At 44.5% G+C, this 25,862-nt stretch carries 21 protein-coding genes and 1 other annotated feature; of the genes, 13 read left to right on the top strand and 8 right to left on the bottom strand.

The window, feature by feature from the left end:
- The first annotated feature begins 18 nt into the window (after positions 1-18).
- The 4 genes from ACHZES_RS19195 (at position 19) to ACHZES_RS19210 (ending at position 4,462) form a co-directional block, all read left to right on the top strand.
- Positions 19-1,344, top strand: coding sequence for a 6-phospho-alpha-glucosidase (locus ACHZES_RS19195; RefSeq protein WP_395546263.1), 1,326 nt, complete (start codon positions 19-21; stop codon positions 1,342-1,344).
- A gap of 381 nt (positions 1,345-1,725) precedes the next feature.
- Complete coding sequence (locus ACHZES_RS19200) at positions 1,726-2,520, top strand: MurR/RpiR family transcriptional regulator (protein WP_395546264.1); 795 nt, start codon at positions 1,726-1,728, stop codon at positions 2,518-2,520.
- A 447-nt stretch (positions 2,521-2,967) separates the two neighbouring features.
- Positions 2,968-3,867, top strand: a complete 900-nt coding sequence (locus tag ACHZES_RS19205) for a GNAT family N-acetyltransferase (protein WP_395546266.1) — start codon at positions 2,968-2,970, stop codon at positions 3,865-3,867.
- An 85-nt stretch (positions 3,868-3,952) separates the two neighbouring features.
- Positions 3,953-4,462, top strand: a complete 510-nt coding sequence (locus tag ACHZES_RS19210) for a GNAT family N-acetyltransferase (RefSeq protein ID WP_051835045.1) — start codon at positions 3,953-3,955, stop codon at positions 4,460-4,462.
- A gap of 155 nt (positions 4,463-4,617) precedes the next feature.
- Here ACHZES_RS19210 and ACHZES_RS19215 read toward each other — a convergent pair whose 3' ends face one another.
- Positions 4,618-5,826 carry a winged helix-turn-helix domain-containing protein gene (locus ACHZES_RS19215; protein WP_395546267.1) on the bottom strand — a complete coding sequence of 403 codons (1,209 nt, stop codon included), beginning with the start codon at positions 5,824-5,826 and terminating at the stop codon, positions 4,618-4,620.
- Between the two features lie 180 nt (positions 5,827-6,006).
- Positions 6,007-6,263, top strand: a binding site (T-box leader).
- 39 nt (positions 6,264-6,302) lie between these two features.
- Here ACHZES_RS19215 and tyrS point away from each other — a divergent pair.
- Positions 6,303-7,526 carry a tyrosine--tRNA ligase gene (gene tyrS / locus ACHZES_RS19220; protein WP_038278509.1) on the top strand — a complete coding sequence of 408 codons (1,224 nt, stop codon included), beginning with the start codon at positions 6,303-6,305 and terminating at the stop codon, positions 7,524-7,526.
- A 41-nt stretch (positions 7,527-7,567) separates the two neighbouring features.
- Here the strand turns inward: tyrS and ACHZES_RS19225 are convergent, their stop codons facing one another.
- Entirely contained in the window at positions 7,568-8,899 is a 1,332-nt protein-coding gene (locus tag ACHZES_RS19225) for an HD domain-containing phosphohydrolase (protein ID WP_395546268.1), read from the bottom strand.
- A 211-nt stretch (positions 8,900-9,110) separates the two neighbouring features.
- Between ACHZES_RS19225 and treR the strand changes: the two genes are divergently transcribed.
- The 3 genes from treR to treC all read left to right on the top strand — a co-directional run bounded on the left by treR (position 9,111) and on the right by treC (position 13,055).
- Complete coding sequence (treR, locus tag ACHZES_RS19230; RefSeq protein ID WP_038278507.1) at positions 9,111-9,824, top strand: trehalose operon repressor; 714 nt, start codon at positions 9,111-9,113, stop codon at positions 9,822-9,824.
- Between the two features lie 162 nt (positions 9,825-9,986).
- Positions 9,987-11,396 (top strand): PTS system trehalose-specific EIIBC component, encoded by a 1,410-nt coding sequence (gene treP / locus ACHZES_RS19235; protein ID WP_038278697.1) that lies wholly within the window; start codon positions 9,987-9,989, stop codon positions 11,394-11,396.
- Positions 11,397-13,055 carry an alpha,alpha-phosphotrehalase gene (treC, locus tag ACHZES_RS19240; protein ID WP_395546269.1) on the top strand — a complete coding sequence of 553 codons (1,659 nt, stop codon included), beginning with the start codon at positions 11,397-11,399 and terminating at the stop codon, positions 13,053-13,055.
- On the opposite strand, the gene ACHZES_RS19245 is transcribed toward treC, so the two are convergent.
- The 3 genes from ACHZES_RS19245 to ACHZES_RS19255 are packed head-to-tail and all read right to left on the bottom strand — an operon-like array spanning position 13,052 to position 15,603.
- Positions 13,052-13,615 (bottom strand): manganese efflux pump MntP family protein, encoded by a 564-nt coding sequence (locus ACHZES_RS19245; RefSeq protein ID WP_038278502.1) that lies wholly within the window; start codon positions 13,613-13,615, stop codon positions 13,052-13,054. The genes treC and ACHZES_RS19245 overlap by 4 nt on opposite strands.
- Positions 13,616-13,654: 39 nt before the next feature.
- Entirely contained in the window at positions 13,655-14,176 is a 522-nt protein-coding gene (locus tag ACHZES_RS19250) for an NYN domain-containing protein (protein WP_038278500.1), read from the bottom strand.
- 56 nt (positions 14,177-14,232) lie between these two features.
- A complete protein-coding gene (locus ACHZES_RS19255; protein ID WP_038278498.1) occupies positions 14,233-15,603 on the bottom strand; it encodes an MATE family efflux transporter in 1,371 nt (456 codons plus the stop codon).
- A 629-nt stretch (positions 15,604-16,232) separates the two neighbouring features.
- Between ACHZES_RS19255 and aspS the strand changes: the two genes are divergently transcribed.
- The 5 genes from aspS to ACHZES_RS19280 all read left to right on the top strand — a co-directional run bounded on the left by aspS (position 16,233) and on the right by ACHZES_RS19280 (position 22,244).
- Positions 16,233-17,564, top strand: a complete 1,332-nt coding sequence (aspS, locus tag ACHZES_RS19260) for an aspartate--tRNA(Asn) ligase (RefSeq protein ID WP_395546270.1) — start codon at positions 16,233-16,235, stop codon at positions 17,562-17,564.
- 125 nt (positions 17,565-17,689) lie between these two features.
- Positions 17,690-17,983: an Asp-tRNA(Asn)/Glu-tRNA(Gln) amidotransferase subunit GatC gene (gene gatC, locus ACHZES_RS19265; protein WP_395546271.1), complete on the top strand. Its 294-nt coding sequence runs from the start codon at positions 17,690-17,692 to the stop codon at positions 17,981-17,983.
- Between the two features lie 12 nt (positions 17,984-17,995).
- On the top strand, positions 17,996-19,492 hold the full coding sequence (gene gatA, locus ACHZES_RS19270; RefSeq protein ID WP_038278493.1) for an Asp-tRNA(Asn)/Glu-tRNA(Gln) amidotransferase subunit GatA: 1,497 nt from the start codon (positions 17,996-17,998) through the stop codon (positions 19,490-19,492).
- Positions 19,493-20,926: an Asp-tRNA(Asn)/Glu-tRNA(Gln) amidotransferase subunit GatB gene (gene gatB / locus ACHZES_RS19275; protein WP_038278491.1), complete on the top strand. Its 1,434-nt coding sequence runs from the start codon at positions 19,493-19,495 to the stop codon at positions 20,924-20,926.
- Positions 20,927-20,957: 31 nt separating this feature from the next.
- Positions 20,958-22,244, top strand: coding sequence for an aminotransferase class I/II-fold pyridoxal phosphate-dependent enzyme (locus ACHZES_RS19280; protein WP_038278488.1), 1,287 nt, complete (start codon positions 20,958-20,960; stop codon positions 22,242-22,244).
- Positions 22,245-22,309: 65 nt separating this feature from the next.
- On the opposite strand, the gene apgM is transcribed toward ACHZES_RS19280, so the two are convergent.
- Genes apgM through ACHZES_RS19295 form a run of 3 tightly spaced genes read right to left on the bottom strand, consistent with a single transcriptional unit; the run spans position 22,310 to position 25,832 of the window.
- Positions 22,310-23,563 (bottom strand): 2,3-bisphosphoglycerate-independent phosphoglycerate mutase, encoded by a 1,254-nt coding sequence (gene apgM, locus ACHZES_RS19285; protein WP_395546272.1) that lies wholly within the window; start codon positions 23,561-23,563, stop codon positions 22,310-22,312.
- A 24-nt stretch (positions 23,564-23,587) separates the two neighbouring features.
- Entirely contained in the window at positions 23,588-24,325 is a 738-nt protein-coding gene (locus tag ACHZES_RS19290; protein WP_395546273.1) for a hypothetical protein, read from the bottom strand.
- 19 nt (positions 24,326-24,344) lie between these two features.
- Positions 24,345-25,832 carry an SLC13 family permease gene (locus ACHZES_RS19295; protein ID WP_395546274.1) on the bottom strand — a complete coding sequence of 496 codons (1,488 nt, stop codon included), beginning with the start codon at positions 25,830-25,832 and terminating at the stop codon, positions 24,345-24,347.
- Positions 25,833-25,862: the final 30 nt, after the last annotated feature.

Here is a 25,862-nt window from a genome sequence, read left to right on the forward strand (position 1 = left end):
AGCAAGGAGGTAAAATAAATGAAAAAATTCTCAATCGTAATCGCAGGCGGCGGGAGCACTTACACGCCAGGTATTGTAATGATGCTGATGGATAACCTGCATCGATTTCCCATACGTTCTTTAAAGCTTTATGACAATGACGGAGAGCGCCAGGAAACCCTGGCAAAGGCCATAGGCATCGTTATGAAGGAAATTGCACCGGAGGTGGAGTTTTCCTATACAACAGATCCCAAGGAAGCCTTTACTGATGTGGATTTCTGTATGGCTCATATCCGGGTGGGTAAATATGCCATGCGGGAGCTGGATGAAAAGATTCCAATGAAATATCATGTGGTGGGACAGGAGACCTGCGGTCCCGGCGGAATTGCATATGGGATGAGAAGCATCGGCGGTATGATGGAGTTAATTGATTTTATGGAAAAATATTCTCCGGTCTGCTGGATGCTTAATTACTCCAATCCTGCTTCTATCGTGGCAGAGGCCTGCCGTGTGCTGAAGCCCCATTCCAAGGTACTGAATATCTGCGACATGCCGGTAGGAACCAAGAGACGCATGGGATACATCGTAGGCAGAGACCCTAAGGATATGGATGTAAAATATTTTGGTCTGAACCATTTCGGCTGGTGGACCAGCGTAAAGGATAAGGATGGGACAGACTTGATGCCGCAGCTTTTGGATTATGTGTCTAAAAACGGGTATCTGACGGAAAAGGCCGTGGAGACTCAGCATATGGATGCAAGCTGGCAGCTGACCCATAAAAAGGCGGCCGATTTATTAAAGCTGGAGCCTGATTTTCTTCCCAATACCTATTTAAAATATTACCTTTACCCAGATTATGTAGTAGAACACACCGATCCCAATCATACCAGAGCCAATGAGGTGATGGAGGGAAGAGAAAAAGAAGTGTTTAGCGCTGCTAGAGCCATCATTCAGGCAGAGACTGCAAAAGGCGGAGAGTTCTCCATAGACAATCACGCTTCCTTTATTGTGGATCTGGCCTGCGCGATTGGGTTCAATACCCGGGAACAGATGCTTTGCATCGTGGAAAATAAAGGAGCCATCTCTAATTTTGACCCTACCGCCATGGTAGAAGTGCCTTGTCTGGTAGGAAATGAAGGACCGGAGCCATTGTGCCAGGGGAACATTCCAACCTTTGAAAAGGGCATGATGGAAGAGCAGCTTGCAGTGGAGCGACTGGTGGTAGAGGCCTGGACCGAAGGAAGCTATTTAAAGCTGTGGCAGGCTCTGACCTTATCAAAGACTGTACCAAGCGCCTCTGTTGCAAAACAGATTTTAGATGATCTGATAGAGGCCAATAAAGAATATTGGCCGGAATTAAAGTAGCATTTAACGAGATTTTAGCCTCGTCCTTTTGATAGGACGGGGCTTATTTTTATTTATACATTAACATTGTGTTTCATCAATAAGCAGCCATTTAAATGTTAGAAGTAAAAATAAAGTAAAAATATTTGAAATTAAACTTAAACAATGCCGCAGGTATGTATGAATAGTTAGGACTTTAAATTTACTTAAAAGTAGAGAATGCTTAGTTAAAATAAAGAGAAAAAGTTTCCCTGAATTTTCAGCTATCATGACTTTCTTAGAAAATTTACTTTCATTTTACTGCAGTTTGATGGTTAAGTTTACATTGTGCATTTATACTGGAAGTGACACAATAAGGCTGCATGATTAAGAAGTATCCGCAGTGCAAAAGGAGGTGGCTTTATGCAGCTGAATTTTCCGGCGTTGCCGGAAGAACTGACCAGCGCAGATCAAAAGATTATAGAATATATCAGCAGCCATACCGACGTATTTTTGTTTATGACCATCGGACAATTGTCCTCCTGTCTAGGGCTTTCGGATGCAACGGTTTCCCGTTTTGCACGTCATGTAGGCTGCAAGGACTTTAAGCAGCTTAAACAGGTAGTAATACAGCAAAGTACGAGGCATGAACCGGTGAAGAAAATAGCCGCACCTTTGATGCAGGAGGCGGAATTCACGCTGCAAAATTGGCTCATGCGACAGCAGCATTGCTTACAAAAAACCCTGGAGCAGCTGGATACATCAGAATTTGATCGTGCTATTAAATCTATTTTGGAGGCAAAGTGTATCTTTATCTATGCTAAAAATGCCTCTTCCTCGCTGGGACAGCTTCTATTTTTCCGCCTGCGCCGCCTGGGGCTTTCCGTGGTGCTTCTCCCCTCCAGTGGCGCTGAGGTGCTAGAAGGATTGGCAAAGGCAGGAGCAGGAGATCTTGTCATCCTGTTTAATATTACTAAAGTTTCCCGGGAGGGGCATATGATTCTTAAGTATCAGAAGATAGCTTCTTACCATACGATGGCCTTTACCAGCAGGTTATACGTACCGGATAAGCAAAAAGCTGATATGCATTTGTATATTTACCAAGGTGAGGAAAAGGAATACCGTTCCATGTCAGCCCCTATTGCTGTAGTAGATGGGCTGGTTTTGGCATTGTCGGAAAGAATGGGGGCTGAATCTGCCCAATGGTTGGATAAATAAAGATGCTTAATTGGTTTGATTCTTATCAGCCATATAATACTTAATAATAAAAGTGAGGATGCATGCAAAGGAACCCGTTGCATGCATCCTCACTTTTGGAAACAGACGATTTCTTTGCCAGGTTTCCAGAAGTAAAGAGATATAAATGTTGCAGGTTATGTCTCATCTGATTTTTGCTCTGCACAAATATTCCTTAATAAAGCTTGTGTGTTCATGCGAATAAAGCTTTCACTATCCACCTGATACTTATGCTGAAAGCTTTTTTCCACCTTTGCAGCAAGGAGTATAATGGAGATAACCCCATAGGCAAACGACACTGCCGTGGTTACAGGAGGCAAATATGTCATTTAAATACGATAAGTAATGCGGTAAAATGGAGATATAAAGAAAAGGTAATAGTTCCAATACAGCAGCAGTTAATCCGTTATGTAAATAGGGAGGGATACTATGGGTGTAATTATTAGAAGCTACACGAATGAATGGGGATACACGGAAGATTTTAAAAAAGTATGTGATTTTTTAATACGCATGAATAACGACAAAGTCATTACCCCCAACTACTTATGGGCAAGGTGGGTATGGCAATTTGGCCCATATATGAATATGGAACATCTATCACATATAGGCATTGTAGAGGATAATGGAATAATAGTTGGTTTAGCAACTTATGAAGGCGATCTCGGCGAATCTTATTTTTGTTTGGATGAGAAGTACGATTACATGAAACCACAACTCATTGAATATGCATTACGAAACCTGAATTTACACGGAGAAATAAAAATTACATTACCAGACGGCGATTTTGAATATCAGCGAGCTGCTGCTCAAAGGGACTTTACCCCAACTACGCAAAAGTCTTCAGTTGCAATGATTGATATTAGCAATCATAGTTACACGCTTCCAGAAGGATATAGAATAATTAGTTTTGATGATAAGGGCTTTGATATTGAACGGTATTACAATGCAATATGGAGAGGCTTTAACAACCAACGGCAGCGTAATGAACGAGAAAAAGAATCCATGAAAAAGCAGGAAGGCTTTGATGCACCGCATTTAGATTTGAATTTGCGAATATTAGTTGTAGCTCCGAACGGAGATTATGCAGCCCATTGCGGAATGTGGTGCATTCCAAACAGCAGATATGCTTATGTTGAACCAGTTTTTACTCTTCCAGAATATCGTAAAATGGGGTTGGGTAAAGCTGCTGTCCTTGAAGGTGTTAATAGATGTGGAAAACTTGGCGCAAAGCAGGCTTATGTTCTTTCATCACAACAATTCTATTATAGCATTGGTTTTTATCCGATCCAAAACGAAACATGGTGGATACATAAAAACAAAACTTTGTAAAAGAAGGAAATGGATACCGGGTAGTGTTGCTCATTGCTTGTATCATTTACATTGAAGATTATTTATATTTTCGGAGGATAACATAATGGGAATTATTATTCGTAAAGCTTTACCCCAAGATGCTTACAATTATACTGTCTGCCATATTTCTTGCTGGCAATCAGCTTATAAAGGAATCGTTCCTGATGAATTCTTAAAAAGTATGTTAACAGAAAAAGAAAGACGATTTGAAAAGTACAAAAAAGCTTTAACAACCGTTGGTGATATCGAATATTATTGTGTAACATATGCGGAAAGAATGATAGGATTTATTATTATAAACAAAAGCTACGAGGAAGATAAGAGTGGCGTAGGTGAAATATGGGCGATATACTTAATTGAGGAATTTTGTGGTAAAGGTTATGGGAAAGAAATGTTGGATTTTGCATTAAAGGAGTTAAAGCGTTTAAAGCCAAAAGAAATATTCCTTTGGGTATTTGAAGAAAACAATAGAGCAAGGCGATTTTATGAAAAATTTAATTTTAGTTTTGACGGTACTAAAAGGGAAGTCAATTATGGTAAGCCGTTAGTTCAATTAAGATATGTAAAAGGCTGAAATATGTCCGTTGGTCATGAATTTAACTTTATACAATATAAGGCGATAGTATAATTACAGCTGATAACAAACTGCGATATGCTCCCGGGGTGGGCAGCATATCGCAGTTTGTTGTTTATGATAAAGCAGATATTCAATTTCTCATTGGAAATCTGTCATACATCCAGATATGCGAAATCAATCACATCACATTCATTAAATTTAGCAAACCGTTTCATACAGCCGTTAACAGCTGCCTGAATCTTTTTTGTTTGTCTTATTCCATCCTCATACCAGATGTTTTTTACAATCAGCGTACGTTTCTTTGTGTCGGCAACTGCTTCCACACGTCCGATAAAACTGCTGCCATAAAGCATTGGTAAAACATAAAAACCATATTTGCGTTTCTCTGCCGGAGTATAGATTTCCCAGGTGTATTCAAAGCCAAATAATGCTTGGATCAGTTTTCTGTCCCACATCATACAGTCAAGTGGTGCAATTAATTCACAGCGGGGTATAAAGGTATCGGTTTGTAATACTGCTTCTATTAGAAATAAATCCCCTGCCTGGCAGTAAAGGTCATCCTTTAAGCCTTCCACCCTGACTTGCAAAATTTTCCCTTCGTCAAGCAATTCCTTGAACATTTCAGTTCTTTGTGGAGTTTTAAGTCCCCAAATATTTAACCATGCATCGGATGGACGATTCCATAGAAACCCTACTGCGCCTATCCGCCGGAGAATGCGCCATTTTTGATGCTCAAATTCATCAGGCAGCGGGTCAGGAATTTCCAACAGTTCGGCAGGTAAATACTTATGAGTGAGGTCGTAATACTTACGAGATCCCTTTTTATGGTGAATGATTAGTTCACCGGTAGAATATAACTGCTCAAGCACCGCCCGTGAAGCATTGGTACCGCCGCTCCAATTTCCGCTCCAATGAATGGATGAGTGCCAGTGTATGCTGCCCTCTATGGGTAAGTTGTCAGAACCGACCGCTCCGTTTGCCTGAATGTAATCCTTTGTGCTTGCTTCCAGTTCCTCCAGTTCTTTGAAACGCCGCCCGCCTTCCCGTGCAGCAATCCGATAGCGTTCAAAATACGGCCAGTCTTCTGTGGGAATGATGGAAAGGTTTTTATCAGGATAATCCACAAGTTTGCGGTCGCTATATAGCAGTTCGTATAGCGTTTGCTTTTTAAATCCTTTGACACGGGATTGCAGCGTAAGCTCCGCATTCTTTCCGCAGGAATCAACCGGATCAAACTGAATACAACCTGCCTGGCGCACAAAATCGAAGGCGCCCTGTTTCCCGTTAAATTTGTGTTTGCCCAGCAGCCCGTGTTTGAGAAGCATAAAATGTCTTGCCTGTTTGTTGGTTAAAGTGATCATAGGTTTTCTCCCAGTATGTTTCCGGATTCGTTTTTGTGCTCTCTTTTTGATGCAGTGATGTTCGTAATTCTAGATGCATCCATTTTACCACAATTAAAAAAAATTTGCTATCTTCCATGAAAAACCCCTCTTGACAAATAAAACAAAACAACATATACTAATCTATAACTTCATAAACAAGTAAAAGCGTTGATAAGAACAAGTAGCATTACGATGGACCACACAGAAAGCAGCCGGCAGATGAGAGGCGCGTGGAATACGGATTGCGAATACATCTTTGAGCTTCGCACCAAACGGCTAAGATGCCAAGTAGGCTGCGACGGATTCCCGCACCCGTTATTGTGCTAGAGTATCGCATCAGGTACTCAAAGAGGTAGACAGCGTGAGCTGTTTATAAACTTAAGGTGGTAACACGAGACTACAGCCTCGTCCTTTTGATAGGACGAGGCTTATTTTTATGAAAAAGGAGAATAATGATGAAGATTTATGAAGAATTGAAAGCCCGCGGCTTGATTGCCCAGGTGACGAATGAAGAAGAAATCAGCAAAATGGTAAATGAAGGAAAAGCCATATTCTATATCGGATTTGATCCAACGGCAGACAGCCTTCACGTAGGTCACTTTATGGCCCTGTGCTTAATGAAGCGCCTTCAGGAGGCAGGCAATAAGCCCATCGCCCTGATCGGAGGCGGAACCGGTATGGTTGGAGATCCTTCCGGAAGAAGCGACCTTCGGCAGGTGATGACAGTGGAAACAATCCAGCATAACTGTGACTGCTTTAAAAAGCAGATGAGCCGTTTTATCGATTTCTCAGAAGGAAAGGCTCTTATGGTTAATAACGCAGACTGGCTGCTGAACTTAAATTATATCGAATTCCTCAGGGAGGTTGGCCCCCATTTTTCCGTTAACCGCATGCTGACCGCGGAATGCTATAAGCAGCGTATGGAAAAGGGCTTAAGTTTCCTGGAATTCAACTACATGATTATGCAGAGCTATGACTTCTATGAGCTGTTTAACCGTTATGGCTGCAACATGCAGTTTGGAGGAGATGATCAGTGGAGCAATATGCTTGGCGGAACAGAATTGATTCGTCGGAAGCTTGGAAAAGATGCTCATGCCATGACCATCACCCTGCTTTTAAATTCCGAAGGAAATAAGATGGGTAAAACCCAGTCCGGCGCTGTATGGCTTGATCCGGAAAAGACTTCTCCTTTTGATTTCTTCCAGTACTGGAGAAACATTGCCGATGCAGATGTGTTAAAATGCCTGCGCATGCTCACCTTCCTTCCTATCGAACAGATTAATGAGATGGACAGCTGGGAAGGCAGCCAGTTAAATGAAGCAAAAGAAATTCTTGCCTATGAGCTGACCAATCTGGTTCATGGAAAAGAGGAAGCGGAAAGGGCAAGAGAGAGTGCCAGAGCGCTGTTTACCGGCGGCAATACAGCAGATATGCCAACCTGTGAGTTGGAAGAGGCAGATTTTACAGACGGAAGCATTGACATCCTGGCTATTCTTCAAAAGTCCGGTCTGGCTCCTACCCGTTCTGAAGCAAGGCGCAATGTGGAACAAGGAGGCGTAACCGTAGAAGGTGAAGCTGTTTCTGATGTGAAAGCCGTTTTCGCGAAAGAGCAATTTTCCGGAGATGGGATGATCGTAAAACGCGGAAAGAAAAAATTTGTAAGAGTTATCTTAAAATAAGAAAAGAAAATCCGGCTGGTTCCAGCCGGATTTTTTACGTTTCATGGCCATGAGGGCATAATCTCCGGGTCTCTTAAGGTAAGTGCAAAGTGAAGCTTTTCATCGTAGGATTCCAATTGAGGCAGAGATTCATATTCTTTTCTCAGTTTTTCGTAAATGCTTAGGATAGGCTGACATCGGATGAAAGTCGTATCAAGGATATCATCAAGATGTTCCGTTGCCAGATCAACGATGGATTCATCCAGAAGACCGTCATTCTTCATCTTGGTAAGGATGGTCAGAATATCGTCTGTTGGAAAAGAAGCCTTATAGCTTCTGGTACCGGTTAAGGCGCTGATGATATCGGCTATGGCCACGAGACGTTCTTCCGTAGTTAAATCCTCGGCTTTCAGCCTTTTTGGATATCCGGAACCATTTAGTTTTTCATGATGGCGCAGTGCGATGCGCTCAATGGCTTGATCAATGCTTCCCCCGAATATTTTCTCCGTGAAGTTTACATGGGTCCGCATGATTCCCATGGCCTTTTGGCTTAATTTTCCCGGATACTCAAGAATTTCAACAGGAATTGCAATTTTACCCAGATCGTGCAGCAGTGAGCCGCAGAGAACCTGGTTTAATTGTTCCTCATTTAAGGACAGGAGTTTTCCAAGTTCGTAGCTGATGCTTGTGGTGGTTATGGTATGGGTTACGGTATGATGGCTTCTAAAATCAATGATAAAGACCAGCATTTTCAAATATTCCGTAGACTCTTCTTCGGAAAGTGGAATGCTGGTTAGAGAGTCGAAGTATTCTGAATCTTTTCTCCATTCATTTTCAATGGAGTCTTTAAAATCAAGCCTGGCTGCAAGATCTACGATGTGAGGGGCAAAAATGTTATTCGTTCCTTGGGTGATCAGTTTAAGTGTTTCCTTCCAGGAACGTTTTTCCAGTGACATGGAGACATCGATTCGGTCTGCAATATGGAGAATCTGCGACAGATCTTTTAATTTTGTGCTGGGCACATCTCCTTGTTCCAGGAAATTCCATGTGATGTGGTGTAAGAGTACTGCAGGAGCTAATTCCTTGAGTGGAGAAAAATATCGTATGAAAAGATATCCATAGAAGGAGTGATCCCAAATATCATCGGTTTCGAATTGAAGCATCCTGGAAATTTCTTCTGTCTTATATGCTCCGATATCATGAAGCTGAGCCAGAAAACAGATATCCCGAAGTTCTTGCTTTGTATATTGCCCGGTATCCTTTAGCATACGGGAAATGATATAAGCTACGTGGGAACCGTGTTCTGTCAGCCGTGGATCAATATAATTACAGAAGCGGCGGATAATGCCTAAGACGCCTTTATTGTTTGAATTTTTTGTATATTGTATTTGCATGTGGGTCCTCCTATGTAGTCTTTGCTCTAAAAACAGTTTACCATATCAATCCATATATGGAAAGAAAAGAAAGGGACGATTGCATAGTTGTATGCTTATTTTTTTGTATAAATCCGAATTATTTGACTAAGGTATACGTATATGTTAAAATAAAAACTGATATGCAAATGTAAATCAATGGAAAAGATAAGTAAAGTGAGGATATTGGCCTATGGAAAGTAAATACAGGCGTCTTTATAAGGAACTGCTGGAAAAAATAGAAAAGCGGGAATACCGTCCGGGAGATAAGCTTCCGGCGGAAGGGGAGCTGATGGAAATATATGGTGCATCCCGTGACACGGTCCGTAAAGCTCTGGGGCTCTTGGAGGAGGATGGCTGCATCCGCAAAGCCAGAGGAAAGGCCGCCGAGGTGCTTGATAAGAGCAAATTTAATTTCCCGGTATCGGAGATAGCGAGCTTCAAAGAAATCTACCGCTATTCCGATTCCAGGCCCAGAACCTTTGTGGAGAATTTAGAAATTGTAAAAAATGATAAAAAGCTGATGGAAGCGCTTCAGATCGGTCCTGAAGATGAGGCCTTTGTGCTGGAACGGGTACGGGAAATCGATGGGGAAAAGATCATTATTGATAAGGACTATTTTTCAAGGAAAGTCGTGGAGAATCTGCCTTTGCGTGCTGCCCAGGACTCTGTTTATGAATATTTAGAGAATGAACAGGGCCTTAAAATCGGTTTTGCCATGAAGGAGATCACGGTCCATATGGCTTCGGATGAGGATTACCGGCTCCTTGATATGGGGCGCTACGATATGGTGGTGGTGGTGAAGAGTTATACGTATCTGGAAGATTCTACCCTGTTCCAGTACACGGAATCGCGCCACAGGCCGGACAAGTTTAAATTCGTGGATTTTGCCCGCCGGAAGTTGTAACTTATCCGGTTCATACAAATACCACTTACTGCGTCCATATACGGACAAGTTAAATAATCTTTCCTGCATATTGACAAAGATATACGTATATGTTATAGTATAATCACAAAATGAACGTATAGGTTTGGGAGTGTCCAAAACATGTATGAAGGGAGTATGAATATGGGTAAGTATGAGAGTGACGCAAGGAAACTATTAGAGTATGTGGGGGGAAAGGAAAATATCGGGGCAGTAACCCACTGCATGACGAGAATGCGTTTTGCCCTGGTTGACCCGGCAAAAGCAGATACCAAACAGATTGAAGCGCTTTCAAGTGTCAAAGGTACCTTTACACAGGCCGGACAGTTTCAGGTAATCATTGGAAATGATGTACAGTCCTTTTACAATGACTTTGTATCCATATCCGGTGTGGAAGGAGTATCCAAGGACGAAGTAAAGAAAGAGGCGAAAGGGAATTTAAACCTTTTGCAGCGGGCGGTGGCTGATATCGCAGAGATTTTTGCTCCGCTAATTCCGGCGATCATCGTAGGAGGTCTGATTCTTGGATTCCGTAACATCATAGGAGAGATCAATCTTATGAATGGGGGTACCCAGACTCTCGTTTCTGTGTCACAGTTCTGGGCAGGTGTTCATAGCTTTCTCTGGCTCCTTGGCGAGGCAATCTTCCATTTCCTGCCGGTAGGAATCACTTGGTCTGTTACAAGAAAAATGGGAACCACTCAGATCCTTGGAATTGTTCTGGGGCTTACCCTCGTATCTCCCCAGCTTTTAAACGCCTATGCCATGGCATCAGGCGCAGAGGTTCCTGTCTGGGACTTTGGTTTTGTGAAAATGGAGATGATCGGCTACCAGGCTCAGGTCATTCCGGCCATTTTAGCTGGTTTTGTATTAGTCTATCTGGAGAGGTTCTTTAAGAAAATTACGCCTCAGGCAATCTCCATGATCGTGGTTCCGTTCTGTTCCCTGCTTTTAGCGGTAATCGCTGCCCACGCAGTGGTAGGCCCCATTGGCTGGGCCATTGGATCATGGATTTCAAAAGTTGTTTATGCAGGGCTTACCTCCAGCTTCCGCTGGCTGTTTGCAACCTTATTTGGTTTTATATATGCTCCGCTTGTTATTACCGGCCTTCATCATATGACCAATGCCATAGACTTACAGCTCATGGCAGAGTTTGGAGGAACGATGCTGTGGCCTATGATTGCTTTATCCAATATTGCTCAGGGTTCTGCAGTTCTTGGCATGATGTACCTTCAGAAAAAGGATGAGGAAGCAAAGCAGATTTCCATTCCTGCCTGCATTTCCTGCTATCTGGGAGTTACGGAGCCGGCTATGTTCGGTGTGAATTTAAAGAGGGGCTTCCCGTTCCTTTCTGCCATGATTGGTTCCGCCATAGCTGCTACGGTTTCCGTAGGAATGAATGTTATGGCAAATTCCATCGGCGTGGGCGGTATTCCCGGAATCCTGTCTATCCAGCCTCAGTATATGGGAATATTCGGTTTGTGCATGCTGATTGCTATTGCAGTGCCCTTTACACTGACAGTTATGGTTGGAAAAAAGAAAGGGATTGAATAAATGAAGAGCTTTAAGAAATCATGTGTTTATCAGATCTACCCAAAATCATTCCGGGACAGCAACGGTGACGGGATCGGAGATTTAAAGGGAGTGATGGAAAAACTGGATTACTTAAAAATGCTGGGAGTGGATTACCTCTGGCTGACCCCGTTTTTCCTGTCTCCTCAGAATGACAATGGGTATGATATCCAGGATTACTGCCGGATCGATCCCTTGTTCGGAACCATGGAGGATTTGGAGCGGTTGATCGCAAAAGCCGGAGAACTGGGTATGGGACTGATGTTTGATATGGTTTTTAACCATACCTCCACGAGTCATGAATGGTTTCAAAAGGCTCTTAACGGTGATAAGAAATTCCAGGATTACTATTTCTTTAAGGAAGGAACTCCGGGTAATCCGCCAACCAACTGGCAGTCAAAGTTCGGTGGCAGTGTATGGGAATATTCGGAGGAAGTCGGGAAATATTACCTTCATTTGTTTGATAAAACCCAGGCAGACTTAAACTGGGAGAATCCCATGGTTCGGGAAGAGATAAAAAAGGTGATTCGGTTCTGGAAGGAAAAAGGGATCAAGGGATTCCGCTTTGATGTGATTAATCTGGTTTCTAAGCCTTCCGCCTGGGAGGATGATGAGGAAGGGGACGGCCGCCGGTTTTACACCGATGGCCCCCGGATTCATGAGTATTTAAGGGAAATCGTAGTGGATACGGGGTTAGATGCGGATGATATCATTACGGTAGGAGAGATGTCCTCTACCACCATTGATCACTGCATCCGATATACCAATCCCGATGAAAAGCAGTTTAAGATGTGTTTTAATTTTCATCATTTAAAGGTGGATTATAAGGACGGAGATAAATGGTCTTTCATGCCCTTTGATTTTGAAAAACTGAAAAAGATTTTTCACACATGGCAGACTTCCATGGCCGAAGAGAACGGTTGGAATGCAGTGTTCTGGTGCAATCATGACCAGCCCAGGGCCGTGTCCAGGTTTGGCGATGATGGAATGTACAGAAAGCGTACCGCAAAGATGCTGGCTACTGTTATACACGGGATGCGGGGTACGCCCTACATTTACCAGGGAGAAGAAATCGGCATGACCAATGCGAATTTCACCCATATTTCCCAGTACCGTGATGTGGAAAGCCTTCATTACTTTGAAATATTGAAAGAACAGGGAAGAAACGAAGAAGACATTTACCGGGTATTAAGAGAACGGTCCAGAGATAATAGCAGGACCCCTATGCAGTGGGAGGCAGAAGAGCAGGCCGGATTTACCACAGGCACCCCCTGGATCGGTGTCAATGAAAATTGTGAAAAGATCAATGTGAGGGAGAGCCTTGCTGATCCTGATTCGGTCTTTTTCTACTATCAGAAGCTTATCCAACTGAGGAAACACTATAGCGTGATCAGTGAAGGAAGCTATGAGCCTGTTCCACTTAAGCAGAAAGGGATATTTGCCTATCAGAGAAACTGGAAGAAAGAAAAGCTGCTGGTCTTTGCTAATTTTACCGGAAAGCACCAGGAGATAGTAGGAAGGGAAGCCTTGGACAACTGGGAGATCCTGTTATCCAATGACAGCGCTCCAAAGATCAACGGAAAAAAGTTTGTGCTGGATCCCTTTGGCGCAGTCATGCTGTATTCCAGTGAGAGGGCTTAAAGCCCAAACAGATGCTGCACCAGAATTTTGAATCCCATGAAGATCAGGATCAGTCCGCCGGCAAATTCTGCTTTTGATTTAAAGCGTGTTCCAAAGACATTTCCTACTTTAACTCCCAGGATAGACAGGGAAAAGGTGGTAACTCCAATAAAGGAAACAGCGGGAACGATCTGTACCTGCAGGAATGCAAAGGTAACCCCCACTGCCAGAGCATCAATGCTGGTTGCGATTGCCAGGGGGATCATGTTTTGGGGAGCCATGGGGGAAACCTCACATTCTTCCATTTCATTGTTAAAGGATTCCTTTATCATGCTGATGCCAATGGCGCCAAGCAGGATAAAAGCGATCCAGTGGTCAATGGAAGTAATGGCTTCCTTAAACTGCGATCCCAGCAGGTAGCCCAAAAGCGGCATACCGGATTGGAATCCCCCGAAATATAAGCCTGCGATAACTGCATTGTTCCAGTTCATCTTTGGCATGCATAATCCTTTGCAGATGGAGACGGCAAAGGCATCCATGGATAAGGCTACCGCGATGATGAACAATTCAAGTAATGACATGTGATGTTCCTCCTATGTATAGGCTTAATAAATATATGCTTAATCCTTTTTATTCAGTCGTATTTTCTCCAGATATTCAAAAAGCTCCGGGTCTACATTATCGAAGAGGCGGTTTTTCTTTGAGGGAATTCTCTCTAAATGTTCCTTCTTAATCTCAAAATTCGTCTCTTCGATTTCTTTTTTTAAATCCCTGGCGGAGAGGCGTGTGCTGCCAGTTCCCAGGATGATGATCTGCTCTAACTTGTCCGAGGTGGCTACCCGAACCTGATACTGCCTGCCGATCTGCTGGGAGACTTTTTCAATGTACTGGTCTGCGGTTTCAGCTTCCTTGGTGAAAATCACATGAATGTTGTGGTAATTTAAGACTGTGCCTGGGTTTCCCTTGACTTTATAGCCGTCAAAAACCAGAATGACATTGCATTTTTTATAACCCTGGTAATTGCATAGAATATCCTGAAGTTTCGTTCTGGCGGAGTCCATATTGGTCTCCGCCAGTTCCTTTAGCTCAGGCCAGGCAAATATGATGTTGTAGCCGTCTATTAAAAGATATTCGGAACTCATTGTTTGCCTCCTATTAAAGCAAGCGGAATGCTTGCATATTCCGTTGCGTGGGAAACCTATAGTTTCTTAATGCAGTTTTCATAAATTCGTTTAAATAGTATGGTGGTTAAAACTAAAGACATAATTTCAGCCAGAGGGAAGGCATACCAGATTGCATGAAGTCCAAAGACTTTCGCGAAAATATATGCAAGTGGCAAAATACAAACAAGCTGTCTGGCAATGGATACAATCAGGCTGTAGATGCCGTTTCCAAGAGCCTGAAAAACAGAACCGATAATGATGCTGTAGCCGGCAAAAAGGAATCCCAAGCTGATGATGCGAAGGGCAGGTACGCCGATGGAAATCATATGCTCGGAGGCATCGAACAGGAGTAAAAGCTGTTTCGGAAACACCTGGAAGATGATGACCCCCAGAAACATGATGGAGACAGATCCTATGACGCTGGAGCGTATGGTTTTCATAATACGTTCCTTGTTTTTTGCACCCCAGTTATAAGCGACTATGGGCACCATACCGTTATTAAGTCCGAACACGGGCATGAAGATGAAGCTTTGCAGCTTAAAGAATATGCCGAATACGGAGACTGCGGTTTCGGAAAACAAAAGAAGGATCTTATTCACACCAAAGGTCATGACAGAACCAATGGACTGCATGATAATAGAGGGAAGTCCTACCTTATAAATATCAATAATTGTTTCTTTATGTGGGCGAAAACCCCGCATATTTAAATTTACATCAGGATTTCTGGTTAAATTAAAATACAAAAGGAGCATCATGGCAATGATCTGGCCGATGATGGTTGCAATAGCGGCTCCGGCAATACCAAGGCGTGGAAATCCGAATAGTCCGAATATGAGAATTGGATCCAGAATGATGTTGATGATGGCTCCAAGCCCCTGGGTGATCATGTTATAGATGGTGCGTCCGGTGGACTGCATGATTCGTTCAAAAGCAATTTGCAGGTATACGCCAAAGGAAAAGATGGTGCAGATAGAAAGATAGATGGTCCCCTGGTTGATGATCTCTTCATTGCTTGTCTGCACCGTAAAATAAAACCGGGAAAAGAAAATTCCAAACAGAGCAGAAACAAGATAGCTGAGAATAAAAATAAATATTCCATTGACTGCGGCCAGATTTGCCTTTTCCGGATTCTTTTCCCCAAGGGAGCGGGAAAGGAGAGCATTGACTCCCACACCGGTTCCCACGGCGATGGCGATGATTAAATTTTGTATAGGAAATGCCAGAGAAACTGCAGTAAGAGCTGTTTCACTGATCTGTGCCACGAAAATACTGTCAACTACATTATAAAGTGCCTGTATCAGCATGGAAATAACCATGGGAAGAGACATGGTCAGTAAAAGCTTGTTGACCGGCATGGTTCCCATTTTATTCTCTTCAGGTCTAATAGCATCCAATGTTTCAGACATAAAAAAAGGCCCTCCTGATTCTTTAGTAAGCGTGTTCATAATTGTAACTGCTTCGACAGGAAAAGTCAATATTGTATGATTTATTAGGTTCTATTTCCCAATGCTGGGGATAATTTGTGAAAAATAAGTATTGCAGGTTAAAATAGATTATGATATTATAAGTGAAATTCATTGTAGTGAAGTGATAAACTGTTATTTAACAGGCCTGTACAGGGAATCATGAATCTGCAGGAGTTTATATTGTAAAAGGCAGAGAAGGAGACTCTGGCCTATGGACCTCAACAGGAAGAGGGCGTCACCGACTGAGAGCGCCGTCACGTGGGACTTGGCTAAGGGAACACTCCGGAGCCGATATGCCGAAGCGGCGGTCAATTCTTAAAGTGATTGATTGTGACATGAGTAGGCCTATCCGTACACATGCGTTAAATGTTTGAGTGGGGGCATTTGCTTATCCGACTGTCATATCTGCGGTCGGAGGAAGAAGCAGCTGTCTCAATGCGGGTGGTACCGCGGGAACTTATAGCCATATAAATCCCGTCCCGGAATATGTAACTGTATTCCGGGACGGGATATTTTTATACCCTTTACCGGAATCAAAACAATTACATTCAGGTAAGGAGAATGCAGATATGGAATTTATCAGTGGTGTAAAAGAAAAGGAGACGGTCACAATTGACCGCATCAAATCCGGCGGCTATGAGGGCCGGACCGTAAAAGTGGAAGGCAGTGTCCATACCATAAGGGATATGGGAGAGGTTGCTTTTGTGATCCTTCGGAAAGCAGAAGGCCTGGTACAGTGTGTGTACGAGGAAGGGAAAACGGATTTTGACTTAAGTCTTTTAAAAGAAGAGTCATCAGTCCGGGTCACTGGAATCGTAACAAAGGAAGAGAGGGCTCCTCATGGGTTTGAGATCCGTCTTTTAGAGATTGACTTATTGTCCCAGCCGGCAGATGCCCTTCCTGTGGCAATCAGCAAGTGGAAATTAAACACTTCCCTTGAGACAAAGCTGACGCTGCGCCCCATTACCCTTCGAAACCCCATGGAAAGGGCAAAGTTCCGTATTCAGGAAGGAATTGTAAGAGGATTCCGGGACTTTCTTCACAGCCAGGGTTTTACGGAGATCCGAACACCTAAGATCGTAGCCCGCGGAGCAGAAGGCGGCTCCAACGTATTTAAACTGGATTACTTTAATAAAAAAGCAGAACTGGGTCAAAGTCCCCAGTTTTATAAGCAGACCATGGTAGGCGTATACGACCGGGTATTTGAGGTCGCTCCCGTCTTCCGTGCGGAAAAGCATAATACAACAAGACATTTGAATGAATATACCAGTATGGACTTTGAAATGGGATACATTGACAGCTTTGAGGAGATCATGGAAATGGAGACAGCTATGCTCCAGTATACCTTTGGACTTCTTTGTGAGGAATATGAAACAGAGCTTAACATGCTTAAGGTCACACTCCCCAATGTATCCAATATTCCAACGGTCCGTTTTGCAGATGCTAAAGAACTGGTTGCCGGGAAATACAACCGGAAGATCAGAAACCCCTATGATCTGGAACCAGAGGAGGAAGTGCTTATCGGCCGGTTCTTTAAAGAAGAGTACGGCAGTGATTTCGTATTTGTTACCCATTATCCGTCAAAGAAGCGTCCTTTCTATGCCATGGACGATCCCTCAGACCCTAAGTTTACCTTAAGCTTTGATTTATTGTTTAAGGGACTGGAAGTAACGACCGGAGGCCAGAGAATCCATGATTATGCTGCGATCCTCAACAAAATGGAGGCCAGAGGCATGAATCCCGAAGATATTTCTTCCTATTTAATGATATTCCAATATGGTATGCCGCCTCACGGAGGCCTTGGAATCGGCCTGGAGCGCCTTACTATGCGTCTTCTTGACGAAGGGAACATAAGGGAAACTACCCTTTTTCCAAGAGATGTAACGAGACTGGAACCATAATAAAGAGGAATCACCCTGCGGGTATACCTTTACGCCCGGTACCCGATAAAGCGGGGCAGGCTCTAAAACGGGGCGGGCTCTGCCCAAAAAACATGGGCAGGAAAAAGGAAAGGAGTAAGAAATAGATGGCACACATGATCGATGATGCGACAATCGAATACGTAGGAATCCTGGCACAGCTTGAACTTGACCAGACGGAAAAGGAAGCGGCAAAAAATGATATGGGCCGTATGCTGGATTATATTGATAAATTAAATGAACTGGATACCGATGGCGTGGAACCCATGTCCCATGTATTCCCGGTACACAACGTTTTTCGTGAAGATGTAGTAGAAAACGGTGACGACAGAGAAAACATCTTAAAAAATGCTCCGGAACGCAAAGATGGAGCTTTTAAGGTGCCAAAAACAGTGGAATAGGGGGAGCCTCGTATGACAGCGAAAGAAATATTATCCCTCACAGCGGTACAGTTAGGGAAAAAAATTAAAGACGGAGAGGTTACCTCCGTAGAAGCAGTAAAAGCAGTTCTGGATCAGATAAAGGCCATGGAGCCGTTGCTTAACAGCTTTGTGACCATAGAGGAAGAAAAAGCACTGGAACAGGCGGAAGAGGTACAGAAGCGGATTGAAGCCGGTGAGCTGACCGGTCCTCTGGCAGGAGTTCCGGTGGCGGTAAAGGATAACATCTGCATCGATGGAATGAAGACCACCTGCAGCTCCAAAATCCTCTGGGACTTCGTTCCCACTTATACGGCCACAGCAGTGGAGAATTTAAAAAGATCTGGAGCGGTGATTCTTGGAAAAACCAATATGGATGAGTTTGCTATGGGTAGCACCACAGAAACTTCGGCATATGGAGCTACGAGAAATCCATGGAACCCGGATCACGTACCCGGTGGTTCCTCAGGAGGTTCCTGTGCGGCAGTTGCGGCGGCGGAATGCTTTTATGCCTTGGGTTCGGATACAGGAGGTTCCATCAGACAACCGGCTTCCTTCTGCGGAGTTACCGGATTAAAGCCTACTTACGGAACCATTTCCAGGTATGGGCTGATTGCCTATGGGTCTTCCTTAGACCAGATCGGCCCCGTTGCAAAAGATGTAACGGATTGTGCTGCGGTTCTGGAAGTTCTTGCTTCCCACGATGAGAAGGACAGCACATCCGTGGAGCGGAAAGACTGTGACTTTACGGAAGCTTTAAGAGATGATGTAAAGGGAATGCGGATTGGCATTCCGGCGGATTACCTGGGCGAAGGGCTTGATTTAGAGGTAAGGGAAGCGGTTTTAAAAGCCGCCAGGATCCTGGAGGAAAAGGGCGCAATTCTGGAGACCTTTGATTTAGGGATGGTGGAATATGCGATTCCGGCATACTATGTGATTGCATCCGCAGAGGCCAGTTCCAACTTATCCAGGTTTGACGGTGTCAAATACGGCTATCGAGCAAAAGAATACGACGGACTTCACGGCATGTATAAAAAGAGCCGTTCCCAGGGCTTTGGCCCGGAGGTAAAACGACGCATCATGCTGGGGTCCTTTGTATTAAGCTCCGGTTATTACGACGCTTACTATTTAAAGGCTTTAAAAACTAAGGCTTTGATCAAGAAAGCATTTGACGAGGCGTTTTCAAAATACGATGTGATTCTTGGTCCTGCATCTCCATCCACGGCACCTAAGCTTGGAGAGAGCTTAAGCGATCCTTTAAAGATGTATCTGGGCGATATCTATACCATTTCCGTGAACCTTGCCGGATTACCAGGTCTTACGGTTCCCTGCGGCAAGGATTCTAAGGGACTGCCCATAGGAGTTCAGTTTATTGGGGACTGTTTTAAGGAAAAGAACATCATCCGGGCAGGCTTTGCTTTTGAGCAGAACAGAAGCTATGAGATGCCCCAAATGGCAGCAGATGCCATGGCAGGAAAGGAGGAGAAGTAGATGAGCAAACAGTATGAGACGGTCATAGGACTGGAAGTCCATGTGGAACTTGCTACGAAAACGAAAATCTTCTGCGCCTGCTCAACGGAATTCGGCGGAGCGCCCAATACTCACACCTGTCCGGTCTGCACTGGTATGCCAGGTTCCCTTCCGGTCCTTAATAAGCAGGTGGTGGAATATGCTCTTGCGGTAGGCCTTGCGGTAAACTGTCAGATCAACCAGTACTGTAAGTTTGACCGGAAAAATTACTTCTACCCTGATAATCCTCAGAACTATCAGATATCTCAGCTTTATCTTCCCATCTGCCATGACGGCCATGTGGAGATTGATACGCCGGCAGGAAAGAAGAAAATCGGAATCCATGAGATCCATATGGAAGAAGATGCGGGAAAACTCATTCATGATGAATGGGAAGACTGTTCCCTGGTGGACTATAACCGAAGCGGGGTTCCTCTCATTGAAATCGTATCAGAGCCTGATATGAGAAGCGGGGATGAGGTGATCGCCTATCTGGAAAAGCTGAGACTCATCATTCAGTATCTGGGCGCTTCGGACTGCAAGCTTCAGGAAGGCTCCATGAGAGCCGATGTGAACTTATCTGTCCGTGAGGCCGGTTCCTCCGAATTGGGAACCAGAACGGAAATGAAGAATTTAAATTCCTTTAAAGCCATTGCCCGTGCCATTGAAGGAGAGCGGAAACGCCAGATCGAATTGATCGAAGAAGGGAAACCGGTTGTTCAGGAAACAAGGCGTTGGGATGACAACAAGGAATCATCCTATGCCATGCGTTCCAAAGAGGATGCCAGGGATTACCGTTATTTCCCGGACCCGGATTTGCCTCCTGTGGTCATAAGTGATGAATGGATCGGGAATATAAAGTCCAGACAGCCGGAGCTGCGGACGGAGAAAATGGCCCGCTATCAGGAGGAGTTTAAGCTTTCTGAATATGATGCGGATATCATCACCGGCTCGAAGCATATGGCGGATATATTTGAGGCAGTCACCGCAATCTGCGGTAAGGCAAAAGAGGCCGCAAACTGGCTGATGGTGGAGGCCATGCGGCTTTTAAAAGAGCACGACATGGATCCAGAAGAAATGACATTTTCTGCGGAAAACCTTGCAAAATTAATTCATTTAGTAGATAATGGTACCATTAACCGTACCGTTGGCAAGGAAGTCTTTGAAAAGATCTTCGCAGAAAACATTGATCCGGAACAGTATGTGGAAGAAAAAGGATTAAGGGTTGTGAATGACGAAGAGGAACTGCGCAGGGTAATTGAGGGAATCGTTTCCGCAAATCCACAGTCTGTGGAGGATTATCATAGTGGGAAAGAGAAAGCTTTTGGGTTTTTGGTAGGCCAGACCATGAGGTCCATGAAGGGTAAAGCCGATCCGGGAGCGGTCAACAGGATTCTTAAAGAACTATTAGGTTAAAGGAGTCTATATGAGGAGGAAAATGAAATCTATGAAGCCATATGTTGAGATGACAAAGGAAGAGTTACAGGAACTGAGAAAACAGCTTCACGTGCAGTATAAGGAGTTTCAGGGCAAGGACTTAAGGCTTGATATGTCCAGAGGAAAGCCCAGCACAGAACAGCTGGATATATCCATGGGAATGATGGATGTATTAAGCAGCAACGACGATTTAACCTGTGATGACGGTACCGACTGCCGTAACTATGGGGTGCTTGATGGAATCAAGGAGGCAAAGGAGCTTCTTGCCGATATGATGGAAGTTGCGCCTGACCACATTATTATTTACGGCAATTCCAGCTTAAATGTCATGTATGATACGGTTTCCCGTTCTATGACTCACGGCGTTATGGGAAGCACTCCCTGGAGTAAGCTGGATAAAGTGAAATTCTTATGCCCTGTTCCTGGATACGACAGGCATTTCTCCATAACCGAATATTTTGGGATCGAGATGGTGAATGTCCCCATGACCCCAACCGGTCCGGATATGGATATGGTGGAAGAGCTGGTGGCAAACGATGATTCCATTAAAGGAATCTGGTGCGTTCCAAAGTATTCTAATCCTCAGGGAATTTCCTATTCCGATGATACCGTACGCCGTTTTGCCCGTTTAAAACCGGCTGCCAAAGACTTCCGTATCTACTGGGACAATGCGTATACCATTCATCATTTATATGACAGGGACCAGGATCATCTCATTGAAATCCTTGCTGAGTGTAAGAGAGCCGGAAATCCGGATATGGTTTATAAATTCGCCTCCACCTCAAAGGTCAGCTTCCCAGGCTCCGGTATCGCAACCATCGCGGCCAGCCAGAACAACCTGGTTGACATTATGAAGCAGTTAAAGATCCAGACCATCGGCCATGACAAGGTGAACCAGCTGCGTCATGTACGCTTCTTTGGAGATATTCACGGCATGGTAGAGCATATGAGAAAGCATGCAGACATCATGAGACCGAAATTCGAAGCAGTGAACCAGATCTTAGAGAGAGAGCTTGGCGGACTTGGAATCGGAGAATGGACCAGTCCCAAAGGAGGCTATTTCATTTCCTTTGATTCTCTTAACGGATGTGCAAAAGCCATTGTAGCAAGGTGTAAGAAATCCGGTCTGGTCATGACCGGAGCAGGAGCCACTTACCCATATGGTAAGGATCCAAGGGATAATAATATCCGCATTGCGCCTTCTTATCCTCCTTTATCTGATCTTATCCTTGCGATGGAATTATTCGCTCTTTGTGTGAAGATCGTAAGCATTGATAAGATTTTAAAAGAATCATAAAACAAAAAGTGCCGAAAATGACAGCAGTTTCATCATTTTCCGGCGCTTTTTTTTATTTTTCTGGATCAGGCTCCTCTTTTTTTGGTAAAGCCCATTAGGTCCATTTGCATGGTAAATATATCCCTTGCCTTAAGGTTTTGTAAGGCTCCTTCCATAAAAAAGGTTTCTCCCGCCTTTTCTGTCTTATCCCGTCTTACATCCCCTCCCCATATAATGGTGGGGACGCCGTCTCCTGTATGGTCTCTTGCTTCACAGGGGGTGGAATGGTCTGCTGTGAAAGCGATGTAACATTGTTCTCCGCTAATGTGATCCATGATATAGCCTGCCAAGCCGTCGATCTCTTCTATGATCCGGACCTTTTCCAAAGGCTGGTTGTCATGACCAGCCAGATCGGTGCCCTTTATATGGACGATGACCCAGTCGTAGCCTTCCTTTATAGAATCCACAGCCTTGCGGGCTTTTCCCATGATGTCTGTGTTAAATCCACCGGTAAAGGAATCCTGTACGTAATAATCGAAACCAACCAGCCGGGCGATCCCTCCTACGGTGATATCGCCTGCAATGCAGAGGGCACGGATGCCAAGCTGCCGGGCCGTACTCGGTATGGTGCTTAGCTGCCCCGGTCCCCTGGTTATGATTACGTTGGCCGGCAGCAGTCCGTTCCTGACCCGTTCCTGGTTGACAGGATGGTTTTTTAGGATCTCCATAGCATTCAGGGTAAATTCCCACAGGTTTTCAGCAGTTTTTGCAGCCTCTTTACAGGCAGGATCCTCTGGGCAGGGGATCACCAGCTTAGCACCTTCGTTGGCAGTGCCGACATCTGTGGGTACAATAGCCGCAGACAGTTCCTTCCCACGAAGCACCACTGCGACCCTGTGCTGGGTCAGCTCCTTTACGAGAACTGTGGTGCCGTCTTTAAGCTTCATACCGGATAAGGCTTCGGCAAGTTCCCTGGTCCCATCCTGAATCCGTCCGGCTCTCCGGTCGATCACCGTATATTCCTCGTCAATGGTTCCGAAATTCCCGCGAAAGGCAACATCCCCTTCCCTGATTTCGATTCCTCCGCTTAAAGCTTCCAGAGGACCCCTGCCGGGGTAGTACTTATTGGAATCGCAGCCAAAGATCTCCATATGGCCCACATCAGTGCCAACGGGTATCCCTGGGGCGATGGGGTAGACGTTCCCTGTGCAGCCTTCCCTTGCCAGGCGGTCCAGGTTTGGCGTGTTTGCATATTCTAACGGGGTTAAACCGCCCAGCGCCTTTATCGGCCGGTCTCCCAGGCCATCAGAAATAATCAGTATTCCCTGTCTTTTCCTCATATGATCACTCATCCTCTTTTCGATTTATTCATTGACTGGCTTTTTTAGCAGGTCTAAATTGCGGTACATGAATCCGGCTGACAGCAGGATAATGATGATCCATAGGAAAACAGAGGAACCGCTTTTCTTGTCAAACACGTTAATGGCAAGCTTTGATTCTTTTCCCGGGGAAACCTTTCCGAAATCAAATCCTCCGAACGTATATTCGCCCTCGCTGGTGATGGTGAAAGGCTTTTTGTCGGAATAATCCACAATATTAAGAAGCTCTTTTCCCTTTGGAACGGCAATTTTCATCTGATAAGAACCGATGGAAATTGGGGTGGTGTTTTTGGCCTTAAATGAGAGTTCTTTTGCATTGCCGGGATAGGTATCGCCTAAATCCGCAGCTTCTCCTGCGTAAAATCCTTCCCCCCGTAAAATCACCTGAAAAGAAACCTCCTTTTCTTTTTCAGCAAACACCGCCAGATAATAGGACTGATCGCCATCTATTTTTTCAGTTACTTCTTCTGCTGTCAGAGTACCGGAGATGGTTTTTATGGATTCGATGGCGGCATCTTTCCAAATGGGAAAGATGACTTCCCCGGATTCATTGGTTTTGGCATTTATGGTCTGGGTAATGATACCATCTTGCCCATCAGGCGTTATCCGGTCTTCCATGGATACCACTTTACCGGCATCGCCTGCGTAAGAGGTCTGTACCGCCGCCAATGAGACAAACAGGCAGAGGCATGAGATATATGATAATTTTTTTATTTTGTTCATATGATATATTTCCTTTCTCTTATACCAGTCCGATGAATCGGAACCAGGTCAGGGAGGCGATGATCATTAAGCCCCATTTGGCAAGCAGAACCAGTGTGCCGTAAAGCATTTGTTCAAGTACATTGAAAAAACCGGTATTGTAATAGATTAAGTTGACTTTGCTGTGAGGCGGCAAAGTTATGGTATCGGAAATGCAAAATGCAGCCGGAAGGGCCAGGGCAACAGGATTGATCCCGGTTGCATTGGCGATGCCGATGATTGTGGGAATAAGAATAATGGTCCGCACCGTCTTGGAGGTGAAGATAAAGTGGCTGAAGCTGGCAATCAGCATGATGACAGCAAATATTACAGTAAAGCTCATATTCTCAATGCCTAAGTGGGCGAACAGAGCGTTAAGCCCCCATGCGGCTACTCCGGTTTCATCCAAAGCCACTCCTGCGGCATAAGCCCCGCAGGCGAAAATCAGAAGATTCCAGGAAATTTTGGCCTCTTTCCATTTCAGTATGCCGAGATAGGGCATGAAGAATAATGCTGCTGATAAAATAGCTACCATTACAAGGCTGAGCTGGAATCCGAATAAATGAATCTGCCTGGTATCAATGGCCCATAAGGCAATGGTGATACCAAAGATGACCAATGCTTTCTTTTCTACCAGACTCATTTTACCAAGATTTTTACGTTCCTCTTCCAGAAGGCTTAAGTTTATTTTTGCATTGGAAGCAGGTATTTTAAATAATAATTTTCCAATGAAAAATGATGCCAGCAATGTGAGTATGGTGACCGGGGCGGATGCAATAAACCAGTAGGTCCATGAAATGTTCTGTCCGGTTAAATCCTTAATAAAGCCGATGGCCATGATCTGGGCACTGGTTGCGGTTACGATGGCCCCTGTGGATAAGTTATTGGACTGAATTCCCTGTAAGGCCAGAAGTTTTCCCAGATTATTCTTCGGGTCGTTCAATGTAGTTCCGAATGCTTCGATTACCAGCATGACAATGGGAAACATCATTGCCGCCCGGGCCGTGGTGGAGGGAACGACAAAAGCAATCAGGAAGTTGGTTGCCATCAGGAGAAGCAGAATGCTGTTCGCGCTTTTTCCGAACCTGGTTATGAGATTTAGGGCAAGCCGTTTTGCAAGACCGCTTTTTTCCATGCCTGAGGCAATGATAAAGGCTGCAAAGGTCAGCCAGATAACCTCATAGCCCAACACGCCCATGGCTTTTTCTTCTTCCCAGACGCCAAGTAGGGGAAGGGCCACAATGACAAGAAGGGAGACCGTATAATTCGGAATGCTTTCCGTGACCCATAAAATAAGGGCAGTTAAGAATACCCCCAGAGCCATCTTTCCTGCATAAGAAAGTCCTACAGGGACCGGGGTGGAATAGAATAGGCCGAATACGATCAGTGCGGCCGGAAGCCCGAAAAATTGCATTTTCAGTTCAAAAGGGCTTTTGACTTTTTTTACTTTGATTTCTGGTGCTGACAATGTTGCTTTTGCTTCATTCATGGCAGCATCTCCTTTCTTACAATATCTTAT

Origin of the sequence: Lacrimispora sanguinis (genome assembly GCF_044987295.1) — a bacterium.
In the GTDB taxonomy this organism is placed as follows: domain Bacteria; phylum Bacillota; class Clostridia; order Lachnospirales; family Lachnospiraceae; genus Lacrimispora; species Lacrimispora celerecrescens_B.

Coding starts and splice junctions, on each gene's coding strand:
- treR (WP_038278507.1), top strand. CDS start 9,111: ATGGAAAGTAAATACAGGCGTCTTTATAAGGAACTGCTGGAAAAAATA.
- ACHZES_RS19245 (WP_038278502.1), bottom strand. CDS start 13,615: ATGTCATTACTTGAATTGTTCATCATCGCGGTAGCCTTATCCATGGAT.
- ACHZES_RS19215 (WP_395546267.1), bottom strand. CDS start 5,826: ATGATCACTTTAACCAACAAACAGGCAAGACATTTTATGCTTCTCAAA.
- ACHZES_RS19225 (WP_395546268.1), bottom strand. CDS start 8,899: ATGCAAATACAATATACAAAAAATTCAAACAATAAAGGCGTCTTAGGC.
- apgM (WP_395546272.1), bottom strand. CDS start 23,563: ATGAGGAAAAGACAGGGAATACTGATTATTTCTGATGGCCTGGGAGAC.
- ACHZES_RS19280 (WP_038278488.1), top strand. CDS start 20,958: ATGAAGCCATATGTTGAGATGACAAAGGAAGAGTTACAGGAACTGAGA.
- ACHZES_RS19195 (WP_395546263.1), top strand. CDS start 19: ATGAAAAAATTCTCAATCGTAATCGCAGGCGGCGGGAGCACTTACACG.
- ACHZES_RS19255 (WP_038278498.1), bottom strand. CDS start 15,603: ATGTCTGAAACATTGGATGCTATTAGACCTGAAGAGAATAAAATGGGA.
- gatC (WP_395546271.1), top strand. CDS start 17,690: ATGGCACACATGATCGATGATGCGACAATCGAATACGTAGGAATCCTG.
- ACHZES_RS19200 (WP_395546264.1), top strand. CDS start 1,726: ATGCAGCTGAATTTTCCGGCGTTGCCGGAAGAACTGACCAGCGCAGAT.
- gatA (WP_038278493.1), top strand. CDS start 17,996: ATGACAGCGAAAGAAATATTATCCCTCACAGCGGTACAGTTAGGGAAA.
- tyrS (WP_038278509.1), top strand. CDS start 6,303: ATGAAGATTTATGAAGAATTGAAAGCCCGCGGCTTGATTGCCCAGGTG.
- treP (WP_038278697.1), top strand. CDS start 9,987: ATGGGTAAGTATGAGAGTGACGCAAGGAAACTATTAGAGTATGTGGGG.
- ACHZES_RS19250 (WP_038278500.1), bottom strand. CDS start 14,176: ATGAGTTCCGAATATCTTTTAATAGACGGCTACAACATCATATTTGCC.
- ACHZES_RS19295 (WP_395546274.1), bottom strand. CDS start 25,832: ATGAATGAAGCAAAAGCAACATTGTCAGCACCAGAAATCAAAGTAAAA.
- ACHZES_RS19205 (WP_395546266.1), top strand. CDS start 2,968: ATGGGTGTAATTATTAGAAGCTACACGAATGAATGGGGATACACGGAA.
- aspS (WP_395546270.1), top strand. CDS start 16,233: ATGGAATTTATCAGTGGTGTAAAAGAAAAGGAGACGGTCACAATTGAC.
- ACHZES_RS19290 (WP_395546273.1), bottom strand. CDS start 24,325: ATGAACAAAATAAAAAAATTATCATATATCTCATGCCTCTGCCTGTTT.
- gatB (WP_038278491.1), top strand. CDS start 19,493: ATGAGCAAACAGTATGAGACGGTCATAGGACTGGAAGTCCATGTGGAA.
- treC (WP_395546269.1), top strand. CDS start 11,397: ATGAAGAGCTTTAAGAAATCATGTGTTTATCAGATCTACCCAAAATCA.
- ACHZES_RS19210 (WP_051835045.1), top strand. CDS start 3,953: ATGGGAATTATTATTCGTAAAGCTTTACCCCAAGATGCTTACAATTAT.